The following is a 16,823-nucleotide window of genomic DNA, read 5'->3' on the forward strand; positions in this document are numbered from 1 at the left end:
ATGCCCACGCGGGAGAATAGCCCCATCGATTTTCTACCCGAGCGCATCGCCATGAGATTCCTGCCCGATCGTTTTACCCTGACGCTGATCGCCACCGTGCTGCTGGCTTCTTTCCTGCCGGCGCGCGGCGAGTTCGTCGGCTGGCTCAACGTCCTGACCATCGCCGCCATCGCCCTGCTGTTCTTCATGCACGGCGCCAAGCTGTCGCGCGAGGCCATCCTGGCCGGCAGCAATAACTGGCGGCTGCATCTGTGGGTGATGTTCAGCACCTTCATCATTTTTCCGGCGCTGGGGATGCTGTTCGCCTGGTGGGCGCCGATCGACGTCAGCCCCGAGCTGTACGCCGGTTTCATCTACCTGTGCATCCTGCCCGCCACCGTGCAGTCGGCCATCGCCTTCACTTCGCTGGCGGGCGGCAACGTGGCGGCGGCGGTGTGCAGCGCCTCCGCCTCCAGCCTGCTGGGGATCTTCGTGTCGCCGCTGTTGGTCGGCCTGCTGATGAACGTGCACGGCGATACCGGCAGCCTGCGGCAGGTGGGCTCGATCGTGCTGCAACTGCTGGTGCCGTTCGTCGCCGGCCACCTGCTGCGACCGCTGATCGGCGGCTGGATCGAGCGCCATCGCCCGCTGATCGGCAAAACCGACCAGACCTCGATCCTGCTGGTGGTGTACGCCGCCTTCAGCGAGGCGGTGACGCACGGCATCTGGCATCAGGTGGGGATCGGTTCGCTGGCGTTTATCGTCGGCGGCAGCATCGTGCTGCTGACGATCGTGCTGGTGGTGAACACCTACATGGCGCGCTGGCTGGGGTTCAGCAAGGCGGACGAGATCACCATCGTGTTCTGCGGCTCGAAGAAGAGCCTGGCGAACGGCATTCCGATGGCCAATATCCTGTTCCCGGCGGCGACGGTGGGGCTCATGGTGCTGCCGCTGATGGTGTTCCATCAGGTGCAGCTGATGACCTGTGCGGTGCTGGCGAAAAGGTATCAGCGCAAGCAGCAGGCGCAACAGGCGGTGCCCAACGCCAACGCGCAGGTGTCGCGCGGGTAAAAAAAGACGGGCCGGGGCCCGTCAGTTCAACTTTTCTTCAGCGGCTTGACCAGGTGGTCAAGCCCTTCGATTTTAATCGCCAGCGTCATCTCCATCAGCATGCCGAGCTTGCCTTTGGGAAATTCACCCTTGCGGGCGAACCACAGCAGGTACTCTTCAGGCAGATCGATCAGCACCCGTCCCTGGTACTTGCCGAACGGCATCACGGTATTGGCGATCTCCAGCAGGTTTTCCTTTTCCATCAGTCACCCAGCAGGCGGATCATCTCCGCTTCGTCGATCACGGCGATACCCAGCTCCTGCGCCTTCGCCAGCTTGGAGCCGGCCGCTTCGCCGGCGATCACCAAATCGGTTTTCTTCGACACGCTGCCGCTGACCTTGGCGCCCAGCGCCGTCAGGCGATCTTTGGCCTCGTCGCGCGACAGCTGGCTCAGCGAGCCGGTCAGCACCACGGTTTTGCCGGCGAACGGGCTGTCTATCTCTTCGGCGACCACCACCACCGGTGCCGGCCAGTGAATGCCGATCTCGGCGCCCACCAGCTCGTTGATCACCTGCTGATTGAGCGCTTCATCAAGGAAATTGCGGGTGTGTTTGGCCACCACTTCGCCGACGTCCGGCACCTCTTTCAGCGCCTCGATATCGGCGGCGAACAGCTTCTCGAGCGATCCGAAATGCGCCGCCAGGTTGGCGGCGGTCGCCTCGCCAACCTCGCGAATGCCCAGCGCATACAGGAAACGGGCGAAGGTGGTCTGCTTGGATTTCTCCAGCGCATTGACCAGATTCTGCGCCGATTTCGGCCCCATGCGATCCAGGCCGGTCAGAATGCCGGCGGACAAGCGGAACAGATCGGCCGGATTCTTCACGTACTCTTTGTCCACCAGCTGCTCGATGATCTTGTCGCCCATGCCTTCAACGTCCAGCGCGCGGCGGGAAACGAAGTGCTTCAACGCCTCTTTGCGCTGCGCGCCGCAGATAAGACCGCCGGTGCAGCGCGCTACCGCCTCGCCTTCCACGCGCTCAACGTCTGAGCCGCACACCGGGCAGTGCAGCGGGAACACCACTTCGCGCGCATCCTGTGGCCGGCGGTCTTCCAGCACCCCCACCACCTGCGGGATCACGTCGCCGGCGCGGCGCACGATCACCGTATCGCCGATGCGCAGCCCCAGACGCTCAATTTCATCGGCGTTGTGCAAGGTGGCATTGCTGACGGTCACCCCGGCCACCAGCACCGGCTCAAGGCGCGCCACCGGCGTAATCGCGCCGGTGCGGCCAACCTGAAACTCCACTTCGCGCACTACGGTGATCTGCTCCTGCGCCGGGAATTTGAACGCCGTCGCCCAGCGCGGCGCACGCGCCACGAAGCCCAGCGTTTCCTGCAGATCGATGTCGTCAATCTTGATCACCACGCCGTCGATGTCGAAACCGAGCTGCGCGCGGTCCTGCTCGACCTGGCGATAAAACGCCAGCACTTCCTCGCTGCCGGTGCGGCGCTGGGCGCGATCGCTGACCGGCAGGCCCCAGGCCTTGAACTGCATCAGGCGCTCAAAGTGGCTGCGCGGCAGTTCGCCGCCTTCCAGCAGGCCGACGCCGTAGCAGAAGAAGGTCAGCGGGCGTTTGGCGGTAATGCGCGGATCGAGCTGGCGCAGCGAGCCGGCGGCGGCGTTGCGCGGGTTGGCGAACACCTTGCCGTCTTTGCGCCGGGCTTCTTCGTTCATCTGTTCAAAACCGGCCTGCGGCATGAACACTTCCCCGCGCACTTCCAGCCGGCGCGGGATGTTGTCGCCGGTCAGGCGCAGCGGAATGGCGCGAATGGTGCGCACGTTGGAGGTGATGTTTTCGCCGGTGGTGCCGTCGCCGCGCGTCGCCGCGCGCACCAGCTCACCGTCTTCGTACAGCAGGCTGACCGCCAGGCCGTCCAGCTTCAGCTCGCAGCAGAAGGTCAGCGGATCGCTGCTTTTGAGCCTGTCCTGCACGCGCTTGTAAAACGCCAGGAAGCTTTCTTCGTCGAACACGTTGTCCAGCGACAGCATCGGCACTTCGTGGCGCACCTGGTCAAACGCCGCCAGCGGTGCAGCGCCCACGCGCTGGGTCGGTGAATCGGCGGTGACCAACTCAGGATGCGCGCTCTCCAGTTCCCGCAGTTCGCGCATCAGGCGGTCATATTCCGCATCCGGCACTTCCGGCGCATCCAGCACATGATACTGGTATTCATGATGGCGCAATGTGGCTCGTAGTTGATTGATTTGTTGGATTATCGATTCCATGGCTCACCATCAAAGATAAAAAACCCCCGGCTAGCGGGGGCTTTGTTGTTACGGATGTTCTGTGCGCGCGGCAACCCGGTCAGGCGTTGTTTTCCAACACTTCACGAATGCGCGCTTTGTAGGTTTCCAGCTTCTGCGGCGTCATCATGCGGCGCTCATCGTCCAGCACCACGCCGCCCACGTCGTCGGCGATGCGCTGTGCCGACTGCAGCATCAGCTTGAAGTTCTGATTGGCGTCGCCGTAAGACGGCACCATCATGAACATCGACACGCCCGGCGTGGAGAAGTCGGACATCATGTCAGGATCGAACGATCCCGGCTTGACCATGTTCGCCAGGCTGAACAGCACCGGGCCGCTGCCGGCCGGGCTGATATGGCGGTGGAAGATACCCATTTCGCCAAACTGGAAGCCGGCCTGCAACACGCTCTGCAGCAGCACTTCGCCGCCGATCACGCCGCCCTGGTGGGCCGCGACGTGCAGCACCAGCACGGTCTCTTTCAGTTTAGCCTGAATTGGCGCAGCCGCCGGCTGCGGTGCAGGTTCCGGCGCAGGCTTCACTTCCGGCGCTGGCTGCACAGAGGCCGGCTCGGCGTGGAATGCCGGTTCCGCCACCTGCGGCACCTCATGTTCATGCGGCAGATCGTCGACGCGCGGCTCACGGCGCGCGGCCGGTTGCGGTTGCTGCGGTTCGGCCGGTTCTTCGTCCGGCGCGTAGTTGTTCAGCAGGATGTCATCATACTCCGGCCGCTGAGACAACGGAGGCGGCGTCTGATGGGCAGCCGGCTGAACGGCGCGGGGCGCTGGCGCAGCCGCCGGAGCGGGCTTCGGCGCGGCCACGGGTTCTTCGCGTGCGGCATCGAAATGGCCGAATGACGGCTCGTCTTGCGGGTGAGCGGCGCGTACGCGCACCTCACCGACGCCTTCTTCGAGATCGTCGATCGGAGTTTGTTCACGTTCCTTTTGGGAACGTTTGGCTGGGCGATCGCGGAAGAGCGCTGACCGTTCTTTGCGACTGGTCCACAGACCGTGCAATAACAGCGCTATTATGGCGATCGCGCCAACAACGATTAATATCAGACGCAAATCCTGCATCATTGCTATCTCTGTTGTTCCAATACATTGCCACCGCGGCAAACATTCACTCTTTAACTCTATTTGCCCGCGCACACAAGTGCAAGTCCGTGCTGAACTTTATGCCAATAAAGATGATTATACTGCCTTTTTCTGCTGGTTTTTCAGCCAACCCTACCCTAGCCAGTGGAAAATCATCCCTATATGATAATGATGCCTGTTCAGACAACGAGATAACTTAAGATATGTCCTATACGCAGCCCCCTTCCCGTTCGACCAGCGGCATTCACTATTTCGCCGAGGGTTGGCGCCTGATTTCGCGCCCGGGGATTAAACGCTATGTGGTCCTGCCGTTGCTGGTCAACGTGCTGCTGATGGGTTCCGCTTTCTGGTGGCTGTTCAGCCAACTCGGCGACTGGATCCCGGCGATGATGAGCCACGTTCCCGACTGGCTGCAATGGTTGAGCTACCTGCTGTGGCCGCTGGCGGTCATTTCGGTGCTGTTGGTGTTCAGCTATTTGTTCAGCACCATCACCAACCTGATCGCCGCGCCGTTCTGCGGCCTGCTGGCCGAGCAGCTCGAAGGCAGCCTGACCGGCAAACCGCTGCCGGACACCGGCCTGCTCGGCATCGCCAAAGATTTGCCGCGCATCATGGCGCGCGAATGGCGCAAGTTGATGTATTACCTGCCGCGCGCGCTGCTGCTGCTGGCGCTGTACTTCGTGCCCGGCATCGGCCAGACGGTGGCGCCGGTGCTGTGGTTCCTGTTCAGCGCCTGGATGCTGGCGATCCAGTATTGCGACTACCCGTTCGACAACCACAAGGTGAGCTTTGCCGACATGCGCCGCGCCTTGCGCCAGCACAAACCCGCTAACCTGCAGTTCGGCGCGCTGGTCAGCCTGTTCACCATGATCCCGATCCTCAACCTGGTGATCCTGCCGGTCGCCGTCTGCGGCGCCACCGCCATGTGGGTCGATCGCTACCGCTCACAGTTCGTCCGATAACCGCCGCTTTTTACCGCCGATAGCGCGGGAATTTTCGACAGGGCGCGCATTTCGCGCCCTTATCATTGTGCTTAAAACTTATTTCCTAATAACATATAGATATACCAATTCTTTACTTCCCTGTCGGTACTGTTAGCGTATGCTTTCGATGTTCCCCACATTTTCATAGAGTTAAAGGACGGGCTATGAGCAAGATATATGAAGACAACTCATTAACAATCGGCCATACGCCGCTGGTTCGTCTGAACCGTATCGGCAACGGACGCATTCTGGCCAAGGTTGAATCACGCAACCCGAGCTTCAGCGTCAAATGCCGCATCGGTGCCAATATGATTTGGGATGCGGAACAACGCGGCGTGTTGACCGCCGGCAAAGAGCTGGTGGAGCCGACCAGCGGCAACACCGGCATCGCGCTGGCCTTCGTTGCCGCCGCACGCGGTTACAAGCTGACGCTGACCATGCCGGAAACCATGAGCATCGAGCGCCGCAAGCTGCTCAAGGCGCTGGGTGCCAATCTGGTGCTGACCGAAGGGGCGAAAGGCATGAAAGGCGCTATCGCCAAAGCCGAAGAGATCGTCGCCACCGATCCGAACCGTTACCTGATCCTGCAGCAGTTCAGCAACCCGGCCAACCCGGCGATCCATGAAAAAACCACCGGCCCGGAAATCTGGGAAGACACCGACGGCGACGTCGACGTATTCATCTCCGGCGTCGGCACCGGCGGCACGCTGACCGGCGTCAGCCGCTACATCAAGAACACCAAAGGCAAGGCCATCACCACCGTGGCGGTCGAGCCGACCGACTCGCCGGTCATCAGCCAGGCGCTGGCCGGTGAAGAGCTGAAGCCGGGCCCGCACAAGATCCAGGGCATCGGCGCCGGCTTCATTCCGGGCAACCTCGATCTGGATCTGGTGGATCGCGTCGAGAAAGTCTCCAACGACGAGGCCATCAGCATGGCGCGCCGCCTGATGGACGAAGAAGGCATCCTGGCGGGCATTTCCTCCGGCGCAGCGGTCGCGGCGGCGGTGAAACTGGCCGAAGAACCGGCGTTCGCCGACAAGACCATCGTGGTGATCCTGCCCTCTTCCGGCGAACGTTACCTGAGCACCGCGCTGTTCGCCGATCTGTTCACCGAGCAGGAATTGCAGCAGTAATTCCGCCACTGCACAAATCGCTAAAAAAGCACCCTGCGGGGTGCTTTTTTGTGGACTGGATCAAACTTTATAGCAGTCCAAGATTGCTTTTGCCCGCCGGCTTTAGTATTTAACGGTGCATTATTTCGATGCGCAAAATTAATCCCCCCTGAGCCCGGTCAAGGCTGAATCGATTTACTCATCTGTCGCCGACGCGGCGAATCGGGCATAATGGGGAGCGGATTGGAACGACGTCTAAAGCCGAGTTTTTTGATCTGAAGTGCCTAACGCGTCGTTTTCTGTTGCATCAACGTTCGCCCCTGTCCATAGTCAGGCGCTATAACCAGACAAGCTAAAGTCAGGCCCCTGGGCTAAACTTTAGCTCCACAACATTAATCCAATAAGTTGGGGAAACATCAATGTTCCAGCAAGAAGTTACTATTACCGCTCCGAATGGTCTGCATACTCGCCCTGCCGCTCAGTTCGTTAAAGAAGCCAAAGGCTTCGCGTCTGACATCACCGTGACCTCCAACGGCAAAAGCGCCAGTGCTAAAAGCCTGTTCAAACTGCAAACTCTGGGGCTGACTCAAGGGACCGTAGTGACAATCTCCGCTGAAGGTGAAGACGAGCAGAAAGCCGTTGAGCACTTGGTAAAACTGATGGCAGAGCTTGAGTAATCGGCCCGTCTTTTTAGTTAACACCAGTCAAGAGTAAGGTAGGGTTATGATTTCAGGCATTTTAGTATCACCGGGCATCGCTTTTGGTAAGGCTCTCTTGCTGAAAGAAGACGACATCGTCATCAACCGGAAGAAAATCTCTGCTGATCAAGTAGAGCAGGAAGTCTCGCGTTTTCTGGCCGGCCGCGCGAAAGCGTCCGAACAGCTGGAAGCGATCAAGACCAAAGCTGGCGAAACCTTCGGCGAAGAGAAGGAAGCTATCTTCGAAGGCCACATCATGTTGCTGGAAGACGAAGAGCTTGAGCAGGAAATCATAGCCCTAATCAAAGACGATCTGGCCTCCGCAGACGCCGCCGCCTACACCGTGATCGAAGGTCAGGCGAAAGCGCTGGAAGAGCTGGACGACGAGTACCTGAAAGAACGCGCCGCCGACGTGCGCGACATCGGCAAGCGCCTGCTGCAGAACATTCTGGGCATGCCGATCGTCGATCTGGGCTCCATTCAGGACGAAGTGATCCTGGTGGCCACCGATCTGACCCCGTCCGAGACCGCGCAGCTGAACCTGGACAAAGTGCTGGGCTTCATTACCGATCTCGGCGGCCGGACTTCCCACACCTCTATCATGGCGCGCTCCCTGGAGCTGCCGGCGATCGTCGGCACCAGCGACGTGACCAAGCAGGTGAAGAACGACGACTACCTGATTCTGGATGCGGTTAACAACCAGATTTACGTTAACCCGACTGCTGACGTTATCGATCAGCTGAAAGCCGCCCAGAACCAATACATCACCGAGAAAAACGATCTGGCCAAGCTGAAGGACCTGCCGGCGATTACGCTGGACGGCCATCAGGTTGAAGTCTGCGCCAACATCGGCACCGTGCGCGACGTCGCGGGTGCAGAGCGCAACGGCGCGGAAGGCGTCGGCCTGTATCGTACCGAATTCCTGTTCATGGACCGCGACTCGCTGCCGACCGAAGACGAGCAGTTCCAGGCTTACAAAGCCGTGGCGGAAGCCATGGGCTCGCAGGCCGTAATCGTCCGCACCATGGACATCGGCGGCGACAAAGACCTGCCGTACATGAACCTGCCGAAGGAAGAGAACCCGTTCCTCGGCTGGCGTGCCATCCGCATCGCGATGGACCGCCGTGAAATCCTGCACGCCCAGCTGCGCGCCATCCTGCGCGCCTCGGCGTTCGGCAAACTGCGCATCATGTTCCCGATGATCATCTCCGTGGAGGAAGTGCGCGATCTGAAAGGCGAAATCGAGACGCTGAAGGCGCAGCTGCGCGAAGAAGGCAAGGCGTTTGACGAGAGCATCGAAGTGGGCGTGATGGTGGAAACACCGGCTGCGGCGGTCATCGCTCACCACCTGGCGAAAGAAGTCGACTTCTTTAGTATTGGGACAAACGATCTAACCCAGTATACTCTGGCGGTAGATCGCGGCAACGAGCTGATTTCTCATCTCTATAACCCGATGTCCCCATCAGTGCTAGGCCTGATCAAACAGGTTATTGATGCATCTCACGCGGAAGGCAAGTGGACCGGCATGTGCGGCGAACTGGCTGGCGATGAGCGTGCTACACTGTTGTTATTGGGCATGGGGCTGGATGAGTTCAGCATGAGTGCGATTTCAATCCCGCGCATCAAGAAAATTATTCGTAACACGAATTTCGAAGATGTGAAGGCGTTGGCAGCGCAGGCCTTGGCACAGCCAACGGCACAAGACCTGATGAATTGCGTCAATAAATTCATCGAAGAAAAAACGCTCTGCTAAACTTCCACGACACTGGAACGCCGCCCAATTTAATGCTTAGGAGAAGATCATGGGTTTGTTCGATAAACTGAAATCTCTGGTTTCTGATGACAAGAAAGACACGGGCACTATCGAGATCGTCGCTCCCCTTTCTGGCGAAATCGTCAATATCGAAGATGTGCCGGACGTAGTGTTCGCTGAAAAAATCGTTGGCGACGGTATCGCCATCAAACCGGCCGGCAACAAAATGGTTGCTCCGGTTGACGGCACCATCGGTAAGATTTTCGAAACCAACCATGCATTCTCTATCGAATCCGACAGCGGCATTGAGCTGTTCGTCCACTTCGGCATCGATACCGTAGAACTGAAAGGCGAAGGCTTCAAACGCATCGCCGAAGAAGGCCAGCGCGTCAAGAAAGGTGACGTGGTTATCGAGTTCAACCTGCCTCTGCTGGAAGAGAAAGCCAAGTCTACCCTGACGCCGGTCGTTATCTCCAACATGGACGAGATCAAAGAGCTGATCAAACTGTCCGGCAGCGTGACCGTTGGCGAAACCCCGATCATCCGCATCAAGAAGTAATCGCGAATGAGCAAGAAAAACGGCGCCCTCGGCGCCGTTTTTTTATCCCCTTCGTCGTATCCCGATTTCGCTACGTTATGACGGCCAGCGCGGGATACGCAGGGTAATGACCAGGCCTTCTTTATCGCCGTTGCGCGCCTCAACCTGGCCGCCGTGCGCCAGCACCACCTTGCGGGTAATCGCCAGCCCCAGGCCGTAGCCCTTGCCCGACAGCGCCGACTTCACGCGCACGAACGGATCGAAGATGCTCGACAGCTTCGCCTCCTCGACCCCCGGCCCCTGATCGCTGACGGCGATCTGGAACTGGTTATCGACGCGCGTCAGCGCTACCGTCACCCGCTGGCCGTGGCTGGAAAAGCGCAGCGCATTGCGCACGATGTTGTCCACCGCACGCCGCATCAGCTCCGCATTGCCCTTGACGGTGTACTCCACGTCCGATTCGGCCTGCAGCACGATATCCACGCCGGGCACCTGCGCCTCGTAGCGCGCATCGCTCACCACCGCGTCCACTAACCCATAGAGATCGAAATACTCTTCGTCCGGCAGGCTGCTGTGTTCGGTACGCGACAACGCCAGCAGCTCGCCGATCATTTTGTCCAGCCGCCCCGACTCGTGTTCGATGCGCTTGAGCGAGGTTTCGACATTGCCGGCATTCTGCCGCGCCAAACCGATCGCCAGCTGCAGGCGCGCCAACGGCGAACGCAGCTCATGCGAAACGTCGTGCAACAGCTGCTCGCGGGCGCTAACCAGCAGCTCCAGCCGCTCGGCCATGGTGTCGAAATCGCGCGCCACGTCGGACAGCTCGTCATGGCGGCGCCGCATCTTCGGGAACAGCCGCACCGAGAGATCGCCCTGCGCCACCCGATCCAGGCCGCCGCGCAGCTGACGCATCGGCCGGGTCAGGTTCCAGGCCAGCACGGCGCTGAACAGCAAACCGCCCAGCCCGCCGACCCACAGCATCGGCGCAGGAATGTTGAAGAAGTGGGAACGCCGCTCCGGCCGATACTCTTCCCGCAACGCGCGCACGTTATAACTCAGCCAGTATCCCTGCCCTTCCCCGGTCTGCACCCAGGCAGAGATCTCTTTCGGCATCCGCCGCCCTTCAAACGCCGGCTCTTCCGGCGCGGGCGGCGGCGGTTGGGTCATCGGCGTCACGGACAGCAAACGCCTGTCGTCCTCGGGCCAGTCGCGCATCAGGGCTTCCAGCGCCGGCATGCCACCGCTGCGCAACTGGGTGGCGGCCGAGGCCAGCTGCAGGCCGATCACCCGCCGCGCCATAGCGTTCTCCGGCGGCACATAGCGATCGCCATAGAGAGAAAACGCCACCCACAGCGCCTGTGTCATGATGATGAAGGTCAGCCAAAAGCCGAGTAAAATTTTCCAGAACAGTCTTCCGCGCATGTCAGATTACCGAATGCGATAGCCGATGCTGCGCACCGTCTCGATAATGAGCTTACTGCCAGCCAACGCGCTCAGCTTCTGGCGGATATTGCTGATGTGCACGTCCACGCTGCGGTCATAGGCCTCGCGCGGGCGCCCCAGCCCCTTCTCTGACAGTTCGTCCTTCGACACCACGCGATCCGGCGCACGCAGCAACAGCTCCAGCAGATTGAATTCCGAAGCGGTCAAATCAAACGCCTTGCCGCGCCATTCGCTGCTGCGGGTTGAAGGGTTCAGCGTCAGCTCGCCGAAGCTGATGGCGGCCTCGTCGTCCGCCTCTTGCGGCCGCTCTTCGAAACGGCGCAGCACCGCGCGCAGACGCGCCACCAGTTCGCGCGGGTAGCACGGCTTGGGCATGTAATCGTCGGCGCCCATCTCCAGACCAATCACCCGATCGATGTTGTCGCCTTTGGCGGTCAGCATGATGATCGGCAACCGGCTCTTTTTACGCACGTCGCGCAGCACGTCGATGCCGCTCATATCCGGCAGCATGATATCGAGGATCATCGCGGTATAGTCGCCCGACAGCGCGCCCTCTACTCCCGCCTTGCCGGTCAGCACCAGCGTGGCGTCGAAGCCTTCGCCCGTCAGGTATTCGCTCAGCATGGTGCCAAGCTCCAGGTCATCGTCGACCAGTAAAATTTTCATGCCTTGCTCCTTCACCGATTTTCGTTATTTTCCCGCCAATTCCGCCGGCCCGCAGCCGGTTTTACTCAATCCTTACACATCGCCGTTCGCGTCTCGCCACCGTTAGTGTGGCTGCTGTCGCGCGATTTCTCTACTTCTGTCAGGGCATTGGCATGCAGGCAGGCGCCAGCCGCCATGCTGGCGGGGCGGATATGCCGTCGGTCAAAAGGGAAGTGAGAGGGGGTTTCCCGGCGGAACGCGCCGCCGGGAGGGCACATTCAGTCGAACACGCCGGTGGAGAGGTAACGGTCACCGCGATCGCAGACGATCGCCACCACGACGCTGCCGGGGTGGGCCGCCGCGACGCGCAGGGCACCGGCCACCGCGCCGCCGGAGCTGACGCCGCAGAAGATGCCTTCACGCTGTGCCAGCTGGCGCATGGTCTGCTCGGCATCGCGCTGCTCGATATCCAGCACCTGATCCACCAGCTCCGGGCGGAAAATGCCCGGCAGGTAAGCGGGCGCCCAACGGCGAATGCCGGGGATGCTGCTGCCTTCCGCCGGCTGCAGGCCGATGATCTGCACCAGCGGATTCTGGCTCTTCAGGTAACCGCCTACGCCGGTAATGGTGCCGGTGGTGCCCATGCTGGAAACAAAGTGGGTGATGCGCCCTTCGGTCTGGCGCCAGATCTCCGGGCCGGTGGTGGTGAAGTGGGCGTAGGGGTTGTCGAGGTTGTTGAACTGGTCCAGCACCTTGCCCTGCCCCTGGCGCTGCATCTCCAGCGCCAGATCGCGCGCCCCTTCCATTCCCTGCTCACGGCTGACCAGGATCAGCTCGGCGCCGTAGGCGCGCATCGCCGCCTGCCGCTCCAGGCTCATGTTCTCCGGCATCAGCAGCTTCAGCGTATAGCCTTTGAGCGCGGCGATCATCGCCAGCGCGATGCCGGTGTTGCCGCTGGTGGCCTCGATCAGCACGTCGCCGGGCTTGATCTCGCCGCGCAGCTCCGCCTGCTGGATCATCGCCAACGCAGCGCGATCCTTCACCGAGCCCGCCGGGTTATTGCCTTCCAGTTTGACCCATACCTCGCTGCCCGCCTGGGCGGCCAGCCGTTGCAGTTGTACCAGCGGGGTATTCCCGATGCATTGTTCGAGCGTTGTCACGATCTTTGCCTGTGTGTTGGTGTGCGTAAAGTAAAAAGGCAACCCGGGGGTTGCCTTGAATAAAAGGGCAGCTAAAACCTATCAGGCGCTTTTGGCTAACGCAACAGGTTGCAGCAGTTGATCGCCGGCATACAGCCGCGCATTGAGGCTGCCGACGTAATAACGGCCGCCGCGCACCGGGGTTGGGTTGCCTTCCGGCAACACCACGCCGATCGGCTCCTGATGCCAGCCGATTGGCTGCACCGTCAACTGCCAGAAGTGGCCACGCGGGCTGACTTCCAGCACCTGCACCGGCAGCGGGCAGCGCTCGCTGCTTTCGGTCGCCACTTCCATTTCCCACGGGCGCAGGAACAGATCGACGCTGCCCTGGTGCATCGGCTGGAACGACAGCGGCCACTGGTGCGCGCCGACGAACAGCTGGGAGCCGCGGATCTCGCCGTTCAGGCGGTTCACTTCCCCCATGAACTCCAGCACGAAGCGGCTGGCCGGTTCGCGCATGATCTCTTCCGGCGAGCCAACCTGTTCGATATTGCCCTGGCTCATCACCACGATGCGGTCGGCCACTTCCATCGCCTCTTCCTGATCGTGGGTGACGAACACGCTGGTGAACTTCAGCTCTTCGTGCAGCTGACGCAGCCAGCGGCGCAGTTCTTTGCGCACCTGCGCATCCAGCGCGCCGAACGGTTCGTCCAGCAGCAGAATTTGCGGTTCCACCGCCAGGGCGCGCGCCAACGCCACGCGCTGTTTCTGGCCGCCGGACAGCTGCGACGGATAGCGGTTGGCCAGGTGGGCCAGCTGCACCATTTCCAGCAGCTGGGTGACTTTCTGTTTGATCGCCGCGGCGTTCGGCCGCTCGCGACGCGGCAGCACGGTCAGGCCGAAGGCGATGTTGTCGAACACCGTCATATGGCGGAACAGCGCATAGTGCTGAAATACGAAGCCCACGCGCCTGTCGCGCGCGTGCATGTGGCTGACGTCGGTGCCGTGGAAGCCCAGCTTGCCGCCGCTCTGGCTTTCCAGCCCGGCGATAATGCGCAGCAGCGTGGTCTTGCCGGAACCGGACGGCCCGAGCAGCGCCACCATCTCGCCGGAAGCAATATCGAGCGAGATATCGTTCAATACCTTGGTGCGACCGAAGTACTTGTTGATGCCGTTAATCTCAATACTCATGATTTTCCTCCCGCTCGAGACGCGCGTTTTGACGTTCCAGACGCCACTGCAGCGCGCTCTTCAAAAATAGGGTAACGATCGCCATCAGGGTCAACAGGGCGGCGGCGGTAAAGGAGCCGACGGTGTTGTAATCCTGCTGCAACAGCTCGACCTGCAGCGGCAGGCTGTAGGTTTCGCCGCGAATCGAACCGGACACCACCGACACCGCGCCGAACTCGCCGATGGCGCGCGCGTTGGTCAGCACCACGCCATACAGCAGCGCCCAGCGAATGTTAGGCAGCGTCACGCGGCGGAACATTTGCCAGCCGGACGCCCCCAGCAGAATGGCGGCCTCGTCTTCCTGGCTGCCCTGGCTGAGCATCATCGGCACCAGCTCGCGCACCACGAAGGGGCAGGTGACGAAAATGGTCACCAGCACCATGCCCGGCCAGGAGAACATGATCTGGATGTTATGCGCATCCAGCCAGCCGCCCAGCAGGCCGTTGCTGCCGTAAAACAACAGGTAAATCAGCCCCGCCACCACCGGTGAAACGGCGAACGGGATATCGATCAGCGTCAGCAGCAGCTGGCGGCCGGGGAAAGTGAAGCGCGTCACCAGCCACGCCAGCAACGTGCCGAACACCAGGTTGAACGGCACGGTGATCAGCGCGATCAACACCGTCAGCCAAATGGCGTGCAGCATGTCCGGATCGAGCAAGTTGCTCCACATCGCGCCGAATCCTTTGGAAAAGGCCTCGGCGAAAATCGATATCATCGGCACCACCAGCAGCAGCACCGAGAACAGCGCGCCGATGGCGATCAGCGTCCACTTGCCCCAGTTGACGCGCGGGCGCTCGGCGCCGTTGAAGGCGGAGACATCAGCCATCAGTGCCCTCCTCCCAAACGTCTGCCGAAGCGGCTTTGCAAGACGTTAATGCTGAACAGCAGCAGCAGCGACGCCGCCAGGATCACCGAGGCGATGGCGCTGGCCGCCGGGTAATCGAACTCCTGTAAACGCACAAAAATCATCAGCGAGGTCACTTCCGTCTTCCAGGCGATGTTGCCGGCGATGAAAATCACCGCGCCAAACTCGCCCAGGCTGCGGGTAAAGGAGATGGCGGTGCCGGCCAACAATGCCGGCGCCACCTCAGGCAATACCACGCGGCGGAAGCTCTGCCAGCGCGTGGCGCCCAGCGTCTCGGCCGCCTCTTCGTATTCCGGCCCCAGCTCTTCCAGAACCGGCTGCACGGTGCGCACCACAAACGGCAGGCTGGTGAACGCCATCGCTACCGCGATCCCAAGCCAGGTAAAGGTGACCTTGATGTCGAAGTGCGCCAGCCACTGACCGTACCAGCCGGTGGTGGAAAACAGCCCCGCCAGCGTCAGGCCGGCCACCGCGGTCGGCAGCGCAAACGGCAGATCGATCAGGCCATCCAGCAGCGAGCGGCCGGGAAAACGGTAGCGCGTCAGGATCCAGGCCATCAGCATGCCGAACACCGCGTTGAACAGGCTGGCGACGCCGGCCGCCAGCAGCGTCACTTTATACGCCGCCACCACCTGCGGGTTGGAAATCACTTCCCAGTATTGCGCCAGGCTCATCTGCGCCAGCTGCATCACCAGCGCGGTGAGCGGCAGCAGCAGGATCAAACAGGTATAAAACAGGCTGCTGCCGAGGCTGAGGCCAAATCCGGGCAGCACACGCTTACTGGACGACAACGCCAACATTTACTTGCGCCCTGCCGCTAACAGCTGATCCAGCTCGCCGCCGGTGGCGAAGTGGGTTTTCATCACCTGCGGCCAGCCGCCGAATTGATCTTCCACGCGGAACAGTTGGGTATCCGGGAATTGCCCCTTCGCCGCCGCCATCGCTTTCTGGTCGTACACGCGGTAGTAGAAGCTGGTGATCACCTGCTGCGCCGCCGGGCTGTAGAGATAGTTCAGATAGGCTTTGGCCGCCTGTTCGGTGCCGTTGCGCTCGACGTTTTTGTCGATCCAGGCCACCGGGAACTCCGCCAGAATATCGACCGGCGGCACGATCACTTCGTACTTGTCTTCACCGTACTGCTTGCGGATGTTGTTCACTTCGGACTCGAAGCTGATCAGCACGTCGCCCAAGCCGCGCTCGACGAAGGTGGTGGTCGCGCCGCGGCCGCCGGTATCGAACACCAGCACGTTTTTCAGGAAGCGGGTCATGAAGGCGCGGGTCTTGGCCGCGTCGTTGCCGTCGGCCTGGCTGGCGGCGCCCCAGGCGGCCAGATAGGTGTAACGGCCGTTGCCGGAGGTTTTCGGGTTCGGGAACACCAGCTTCACGTCGTCGCGCACCAGATCGTTCCAGGTGTGGATGCCCTTCGGGTTGTCCTTGCGCACCAGAAACGCCATGGTGGAGTAGAACGGCGAACTGTTGTTCGGCAGGCGCGCCTGCCAGTCCGCCGGGATCAGCTGCCCGCGATCGTGCAGGATTTGCACGTCGGTGACCTGGTTGTACGTCACCACGTCGGCGCGCAGGCCCTGCAGGATCGCCAGCGCCTGCTTGGAGGAACCGGCATGCGATTGTTTGATGGTCAGCTTATCGTTCGGATGCTGTTGATTCCACTGCTGTTCAAAGCCGGGATTCAGCGCGACGAACAATTCACGGGAAACGTCATAAGAGCTGTTCAGCAATTCCGCCGCCGACGCGGCGCCGCTCGCCAACAGTGCAGCCGCCAGCCAACCTTTCAGCACGAGATTTTTAACCCGGTTTTGTTTCATTCTGCACCTTATCACTGAGTCATTCCTTCAGGCTTTCGCCTTATTGACGACCAGTGTATTTATAACTCGGTGCGGAGCTGTAACGCTTTTATATACCGTTTAGTGATTTACAAGCATCAAACGCTATAAGGCAGGGAATGCGAGGCGCTTTGGGGCGGGAAAACGGA

The 16,823-nt window shown here is 60.9% G+C and carries 16 protein-coding genes; 6 read left to right on the forward strand and 10 right to left on the reverse strand.

Features of this window, described 5'->3' with window-relative positions; translation table 11 throughout:
- Window positions 1-51: 51 nt before the first annotated feature.
- Entirely contained in the window at window positions 52-1,050 is a 999-nt protein-coding gene (locus REA38_RS14750) for a bile acid:sodium symporter family protein (protein WP_164134899.1), read from the forward strand.
- Window positions 1,051-1,076: 26 nt separating this feature from the next.
- Here REA38_RS14750 and REA38_RS14755 read toward each other — a convergent pair whose 3' ends face one another.
- The 3 genes from REA38_RS14755 to zipA form a co-directional block, all read right to left on the reverse strand.
- The gene (locus REA38_RS14755) at window positions 1,077-1,292 is read right to left on the reverse strand and encodes a DUF3820 family protein (RefSeq protein WP_004936441.1); all 216 of its coding nucleotides are present in this window, start codon (window positions 1,290-1,292) and stop codon (window positions 1,077-1,079) included.
- Window positions 1,292-3,313 (reverse strand): NAD-dependent DNA ligase LigA, encoded by a 2,022-nt coding sequence (ligA, locus tag REA38_RS14760; RefSeq protein WP_047571072.1) that lies wholly within the window; start codon window positions 3,311-3,313, stop codon window positions 1,292-1,294. The genes REA38_RS14755 and ligA overlap by 1 nt, the downstream gene beginning before the upstream one ends.
- 79 nt (window positions 3,314-3,392) lie before the next feature.
- Window positions 3,393-4,409, reverse strand: a complete 1,017-nt coding sequence (gene zipA, locus REA38_RS14765; RefSeq protein WP_060427682.1) for a cell division protein ZipA — start codon at window positions 4,407-4,409, stop codon at window positions 3,393-3,395.
- Window positions 4,410-4,630: 221 nt separating this feature from the next.
- Between zipA and cysZ the strand changes: the two genes are divergently transcribed.
- The 5 genes from cysZ to crr all read left to right on the forward strand — a co-directional run bounded on the left by cysZ (window position 4,631) and on the right by crr (window position 9,532).
- A complete protein-coding gene (gene cysZ / locus REA38_RS14770) occupies window positions 4,631-5,389 on the forward strand; it encodes a sulfate transporter CysZ (protein ID WP_033635453.1) in 759 nt (252 codons plus the stop codon).
- A 185-nt stretch (window positions 5,390-5,574) separates the two neighbouring features.
- Window positions 5,575-6,543, forward strand: a complete 969-nt coding sequence (gene cysK, locus REA38_RS14775; protein WP_033635454.1) for a cysteine synthase A — start codon at window positions 5,575-5,577, stop codon at window positions 6,541-6,543.
- Window positions 6,544-6,941: 398 nt separating this feature from the next.
- On the forward strand, window positions 6,942-7,199 hold the full coding sequence (ptsH, locus tag REA38_RS14780; RefSeq protein WP_033635455.1) for a phosphocarrier protein Hpr: 258 nt from the start codon (window positions 6,942-6,944) through the stop codon (window positions 7,197-7,199).
- Window positions 7,200-7,245: 46 nt separating this feature from the next.
- Window positions 7,246-8,973, forward strand: coding sequence for a phosphoenolpyruvate-protein phosphotransferase PtsI (gene ptsI, locus REA38_RS14785; RefSeq protein ID WP_004936461.1), 1,728 nt, complete (start codon window positions 7,246-7,248; stop codon window positions 8,971-8,973).
- 49 nt (window positions 8,974-9,022) lie between these two features.
- Window positions 9,023-9,532, forward strand: a complete 510-nt coding sequence (gene crr, locus REA38_RS14790) for a PTS glucose transporter subunit IIA (protein ID WP_004936467.1) — start codon at window positions 9,023-9,025, stop codon at window positions 9,530-9,532.
- Window positions 9,533-9,607: 75 nt separating this feature from the next.
- Here the strand turns inward: crr and REA38_RS14795 are convergent, their stop codons facing one another.
- The 7 genes from REA38_RS14795 to REA38_RS14825 all read right to left on the reverse strand — a co-directional run bounded on the left by REA38_RS14795 (window position 9,608) and on the right by REA38_RS14825 (window position 16,656).
- The gene (locus REA38_RS14795) at window positions 9,608-10,933 is read right to left on the reverse strand and encodes an ATP-binding protein (RefSeq protein WP_041036181.1); all 1,326 of its coding nucleotides are present in this window, start codon (window positions 10,931-10,933) and stop codon (window positions 9,608-9,610) included.
- A gap of 6 nt (window positions 10,934-10,939) precedes the next feature.
- Window positions 10,940-11,620, reverse strand: coding sequence for a response regulator transcription factor (locus REA38_RS14800; protein ID WP_033635459.1), 681 nt, complete (start codon window positions 11,618-11,620; stop codon window positions 10,940-10,942).
- Window positions 11,621-11,877: 257 nt separating this feature from the next.
- The gene (cysM, locus tag REA38_RS14805; protein ID WP_308886124.1) at window positions 11,878-12,759 is read right to left on the reverse strand and encodes a cysteine synthase CysM; all 882 of its coding nucleotides are present in this window, start codon (window positions 12,757-12,759) and stop codon (window positions 11,878-11,880) included.
- 81 nt (window positions 12,760-12,840) lie between these two features.
- The gene (gene cysA, locus REA38_RS14810) at window positions 12,841-13,929 is read right to left on the reverse strand and encodes a sulfate/thiosulfate ABC transporter ATP-binding protein CysA (protein WP_033635460.1); all 1,089 of its coding nucleotides are present in this window, start codon (window positions 13,927-13,929) and stop codon (window positions 12,841-12,843) included.
- Window positions 13,919-14,794, reverse strand: coding sequence for a sulfate/thiosulfate ABC transporter permease CysW (gene cysW / locus REA38_RS14815; RefSeq protein WP_101427202.1), 876 nt, complete (start codon window positions 14,792-14,794; stop codon window positions 13,919-13,921). Before cysW ends, cysA begins: the two co-directional genes overlap by 11 nt.
- Window positions 14,794-15,633: a sulfate/thiosulfate ABC transporter permease CysT gene (gene cysT / locus REA38_RS14820; protein WP_019453852.1), complete on the reverse strand. Its 840-nt coding sequence runs from the start codon at window positions 15,631-15,633 to the stop codon at window positions 14,794-14,796. The genes cysW and cysT overlap by 1 nt, the downstream gene beginning before the upstream one ends.
- Window positions 15,634-16,656, reverse strand: coding sequence for a sulfate ABC transporter substrate-binding protein (locus REA38_RS14825; protein ID WP_033635463.1), 1,023 nt, complete (start codon window positions 16,654-16,656; stop codon window positions 15,634-15,636).
- Window positions 16,657-16,823 lie beyond the last annotated feature (167 nt).

The organism is Serratia sp. MF1(2023), assembly GCF_030954545.1.
In the GTDB taxonomy this organism is placed as follows: domain Bacteria; phylum Pseudomonadota; class Gammaproteobacteria; order Enterobacterales; family Enterobacteriaceae; genus Serratia; species Serratia sarumanii.

What these genes read in the sequence shown, in the direction of transcription:
- cysT (WP_019453852.1), bottom strand. Translation starts at nt 15,633, where the DNA reads ATGTTGGCGTTGTCGTCCAGTAAGCGTGTGCTGCCCGGATTTGGCCTC.
- ptsI (WP_004936461.1), top strand. Translation starts at nt 7,246, where the DNA reads ATGATTTCAGGCATTTTAGTATCACCGGGCATCGCTTTTGGTAAGGCT.
- cysW (WP_101427202.1), bottom strand. Translation starts at nt 14,794, where the DNA reads ATGGCTGATGTCTCCGCCTTCAACGGCGCCGAGCGCCCGCGCGTCAAC.
- cysZ (WP_033635453.1), top strand. Translation starts at nt 4,631, where the DNA reads ATGTCCTATACGCAGCCCCCTTCCCGTTCGACCAGCGGCATTCACTAT.
- cysA (WP_033635460.1), bottom strand. Translation starts at nt 13,929, where the DNA reads ATGAGTATTGAGATTAACGGCATCAACAAGTACTTCGGTCGCACCAAG.
- REA38_RS14755 (WP_004936441.1), bottom strand. Translation starts at nt 1,292, where the DNA reads ATGGAAAAGGAAAACCTGCTGGAGATCGCCAATACCGTGATGCCGTTC.
- crr (WP_004936467.1), top strand. Translation starts at nt 9,023, where the DNA reads ATGGGTTTGTTCGATAAACTGAAATCTCTGGTTTCTGATGACAAGAAA.
- REA38_RS14800 (WP_033635459.1), bottom strand. Translation starts at nt 11,620, where the DNA reads ATGAAAATTTTACTGGTCGACGATGACCTGGAGCTTGGCACCATGCTG.
- REA38_RS14825 (WP_033635463.1), bottom strand. Translation starts at nt 16,656, where the DNA reads ATGAAACAAAACCGGGTTAAAAATCTCGTGCTGAAAGGTTGGCTGGCG.
- ligA (WP_047571072.1), bottom strand. Translation starts at nt 3,313, where the DNA reads ATGGAATCGATAATCCAACAAATCAATCAACTACGAGCCACATTGCGC.
- REA38_RS14750 (WP_164134899.1), top strand. Translation starts at nt 52, where the DNA reads ATGAGATTCCTGCCCGATCGTTTTACCCTGACGCTGATCGCCACCGTG.
- cysK (WP_033635454.1), top strand. Translation starts at nt 5,575, where the DNA reads ATGAGCAAGATATATGAAGACAACTCATTAACAATCGGCCATACGCCG.
- zipA (WP_060427682.1), bottom strand. Translation starts at nt 4,409, where the DNA reads ATGATGCAGGATTTGCGTCTGATATTAATCGTTGTTGGCGCGATCGCC.
- REA38_RS14795 (WP_041036181.1), bottom strand. Translation starts at nt 10,933, where the DNA reads ATGCGCGGAAGACTGTTCTGGAAAATTTTACTCGGCTTTTGGCTGACC.
- ptsH (WP_033635455.1), top strand. Translation starts at nt 6,942, where the DNA reads ATGTTCCAGCAAGAAGTTACTATTACCGCTCCGAATGGTCTGCATACT.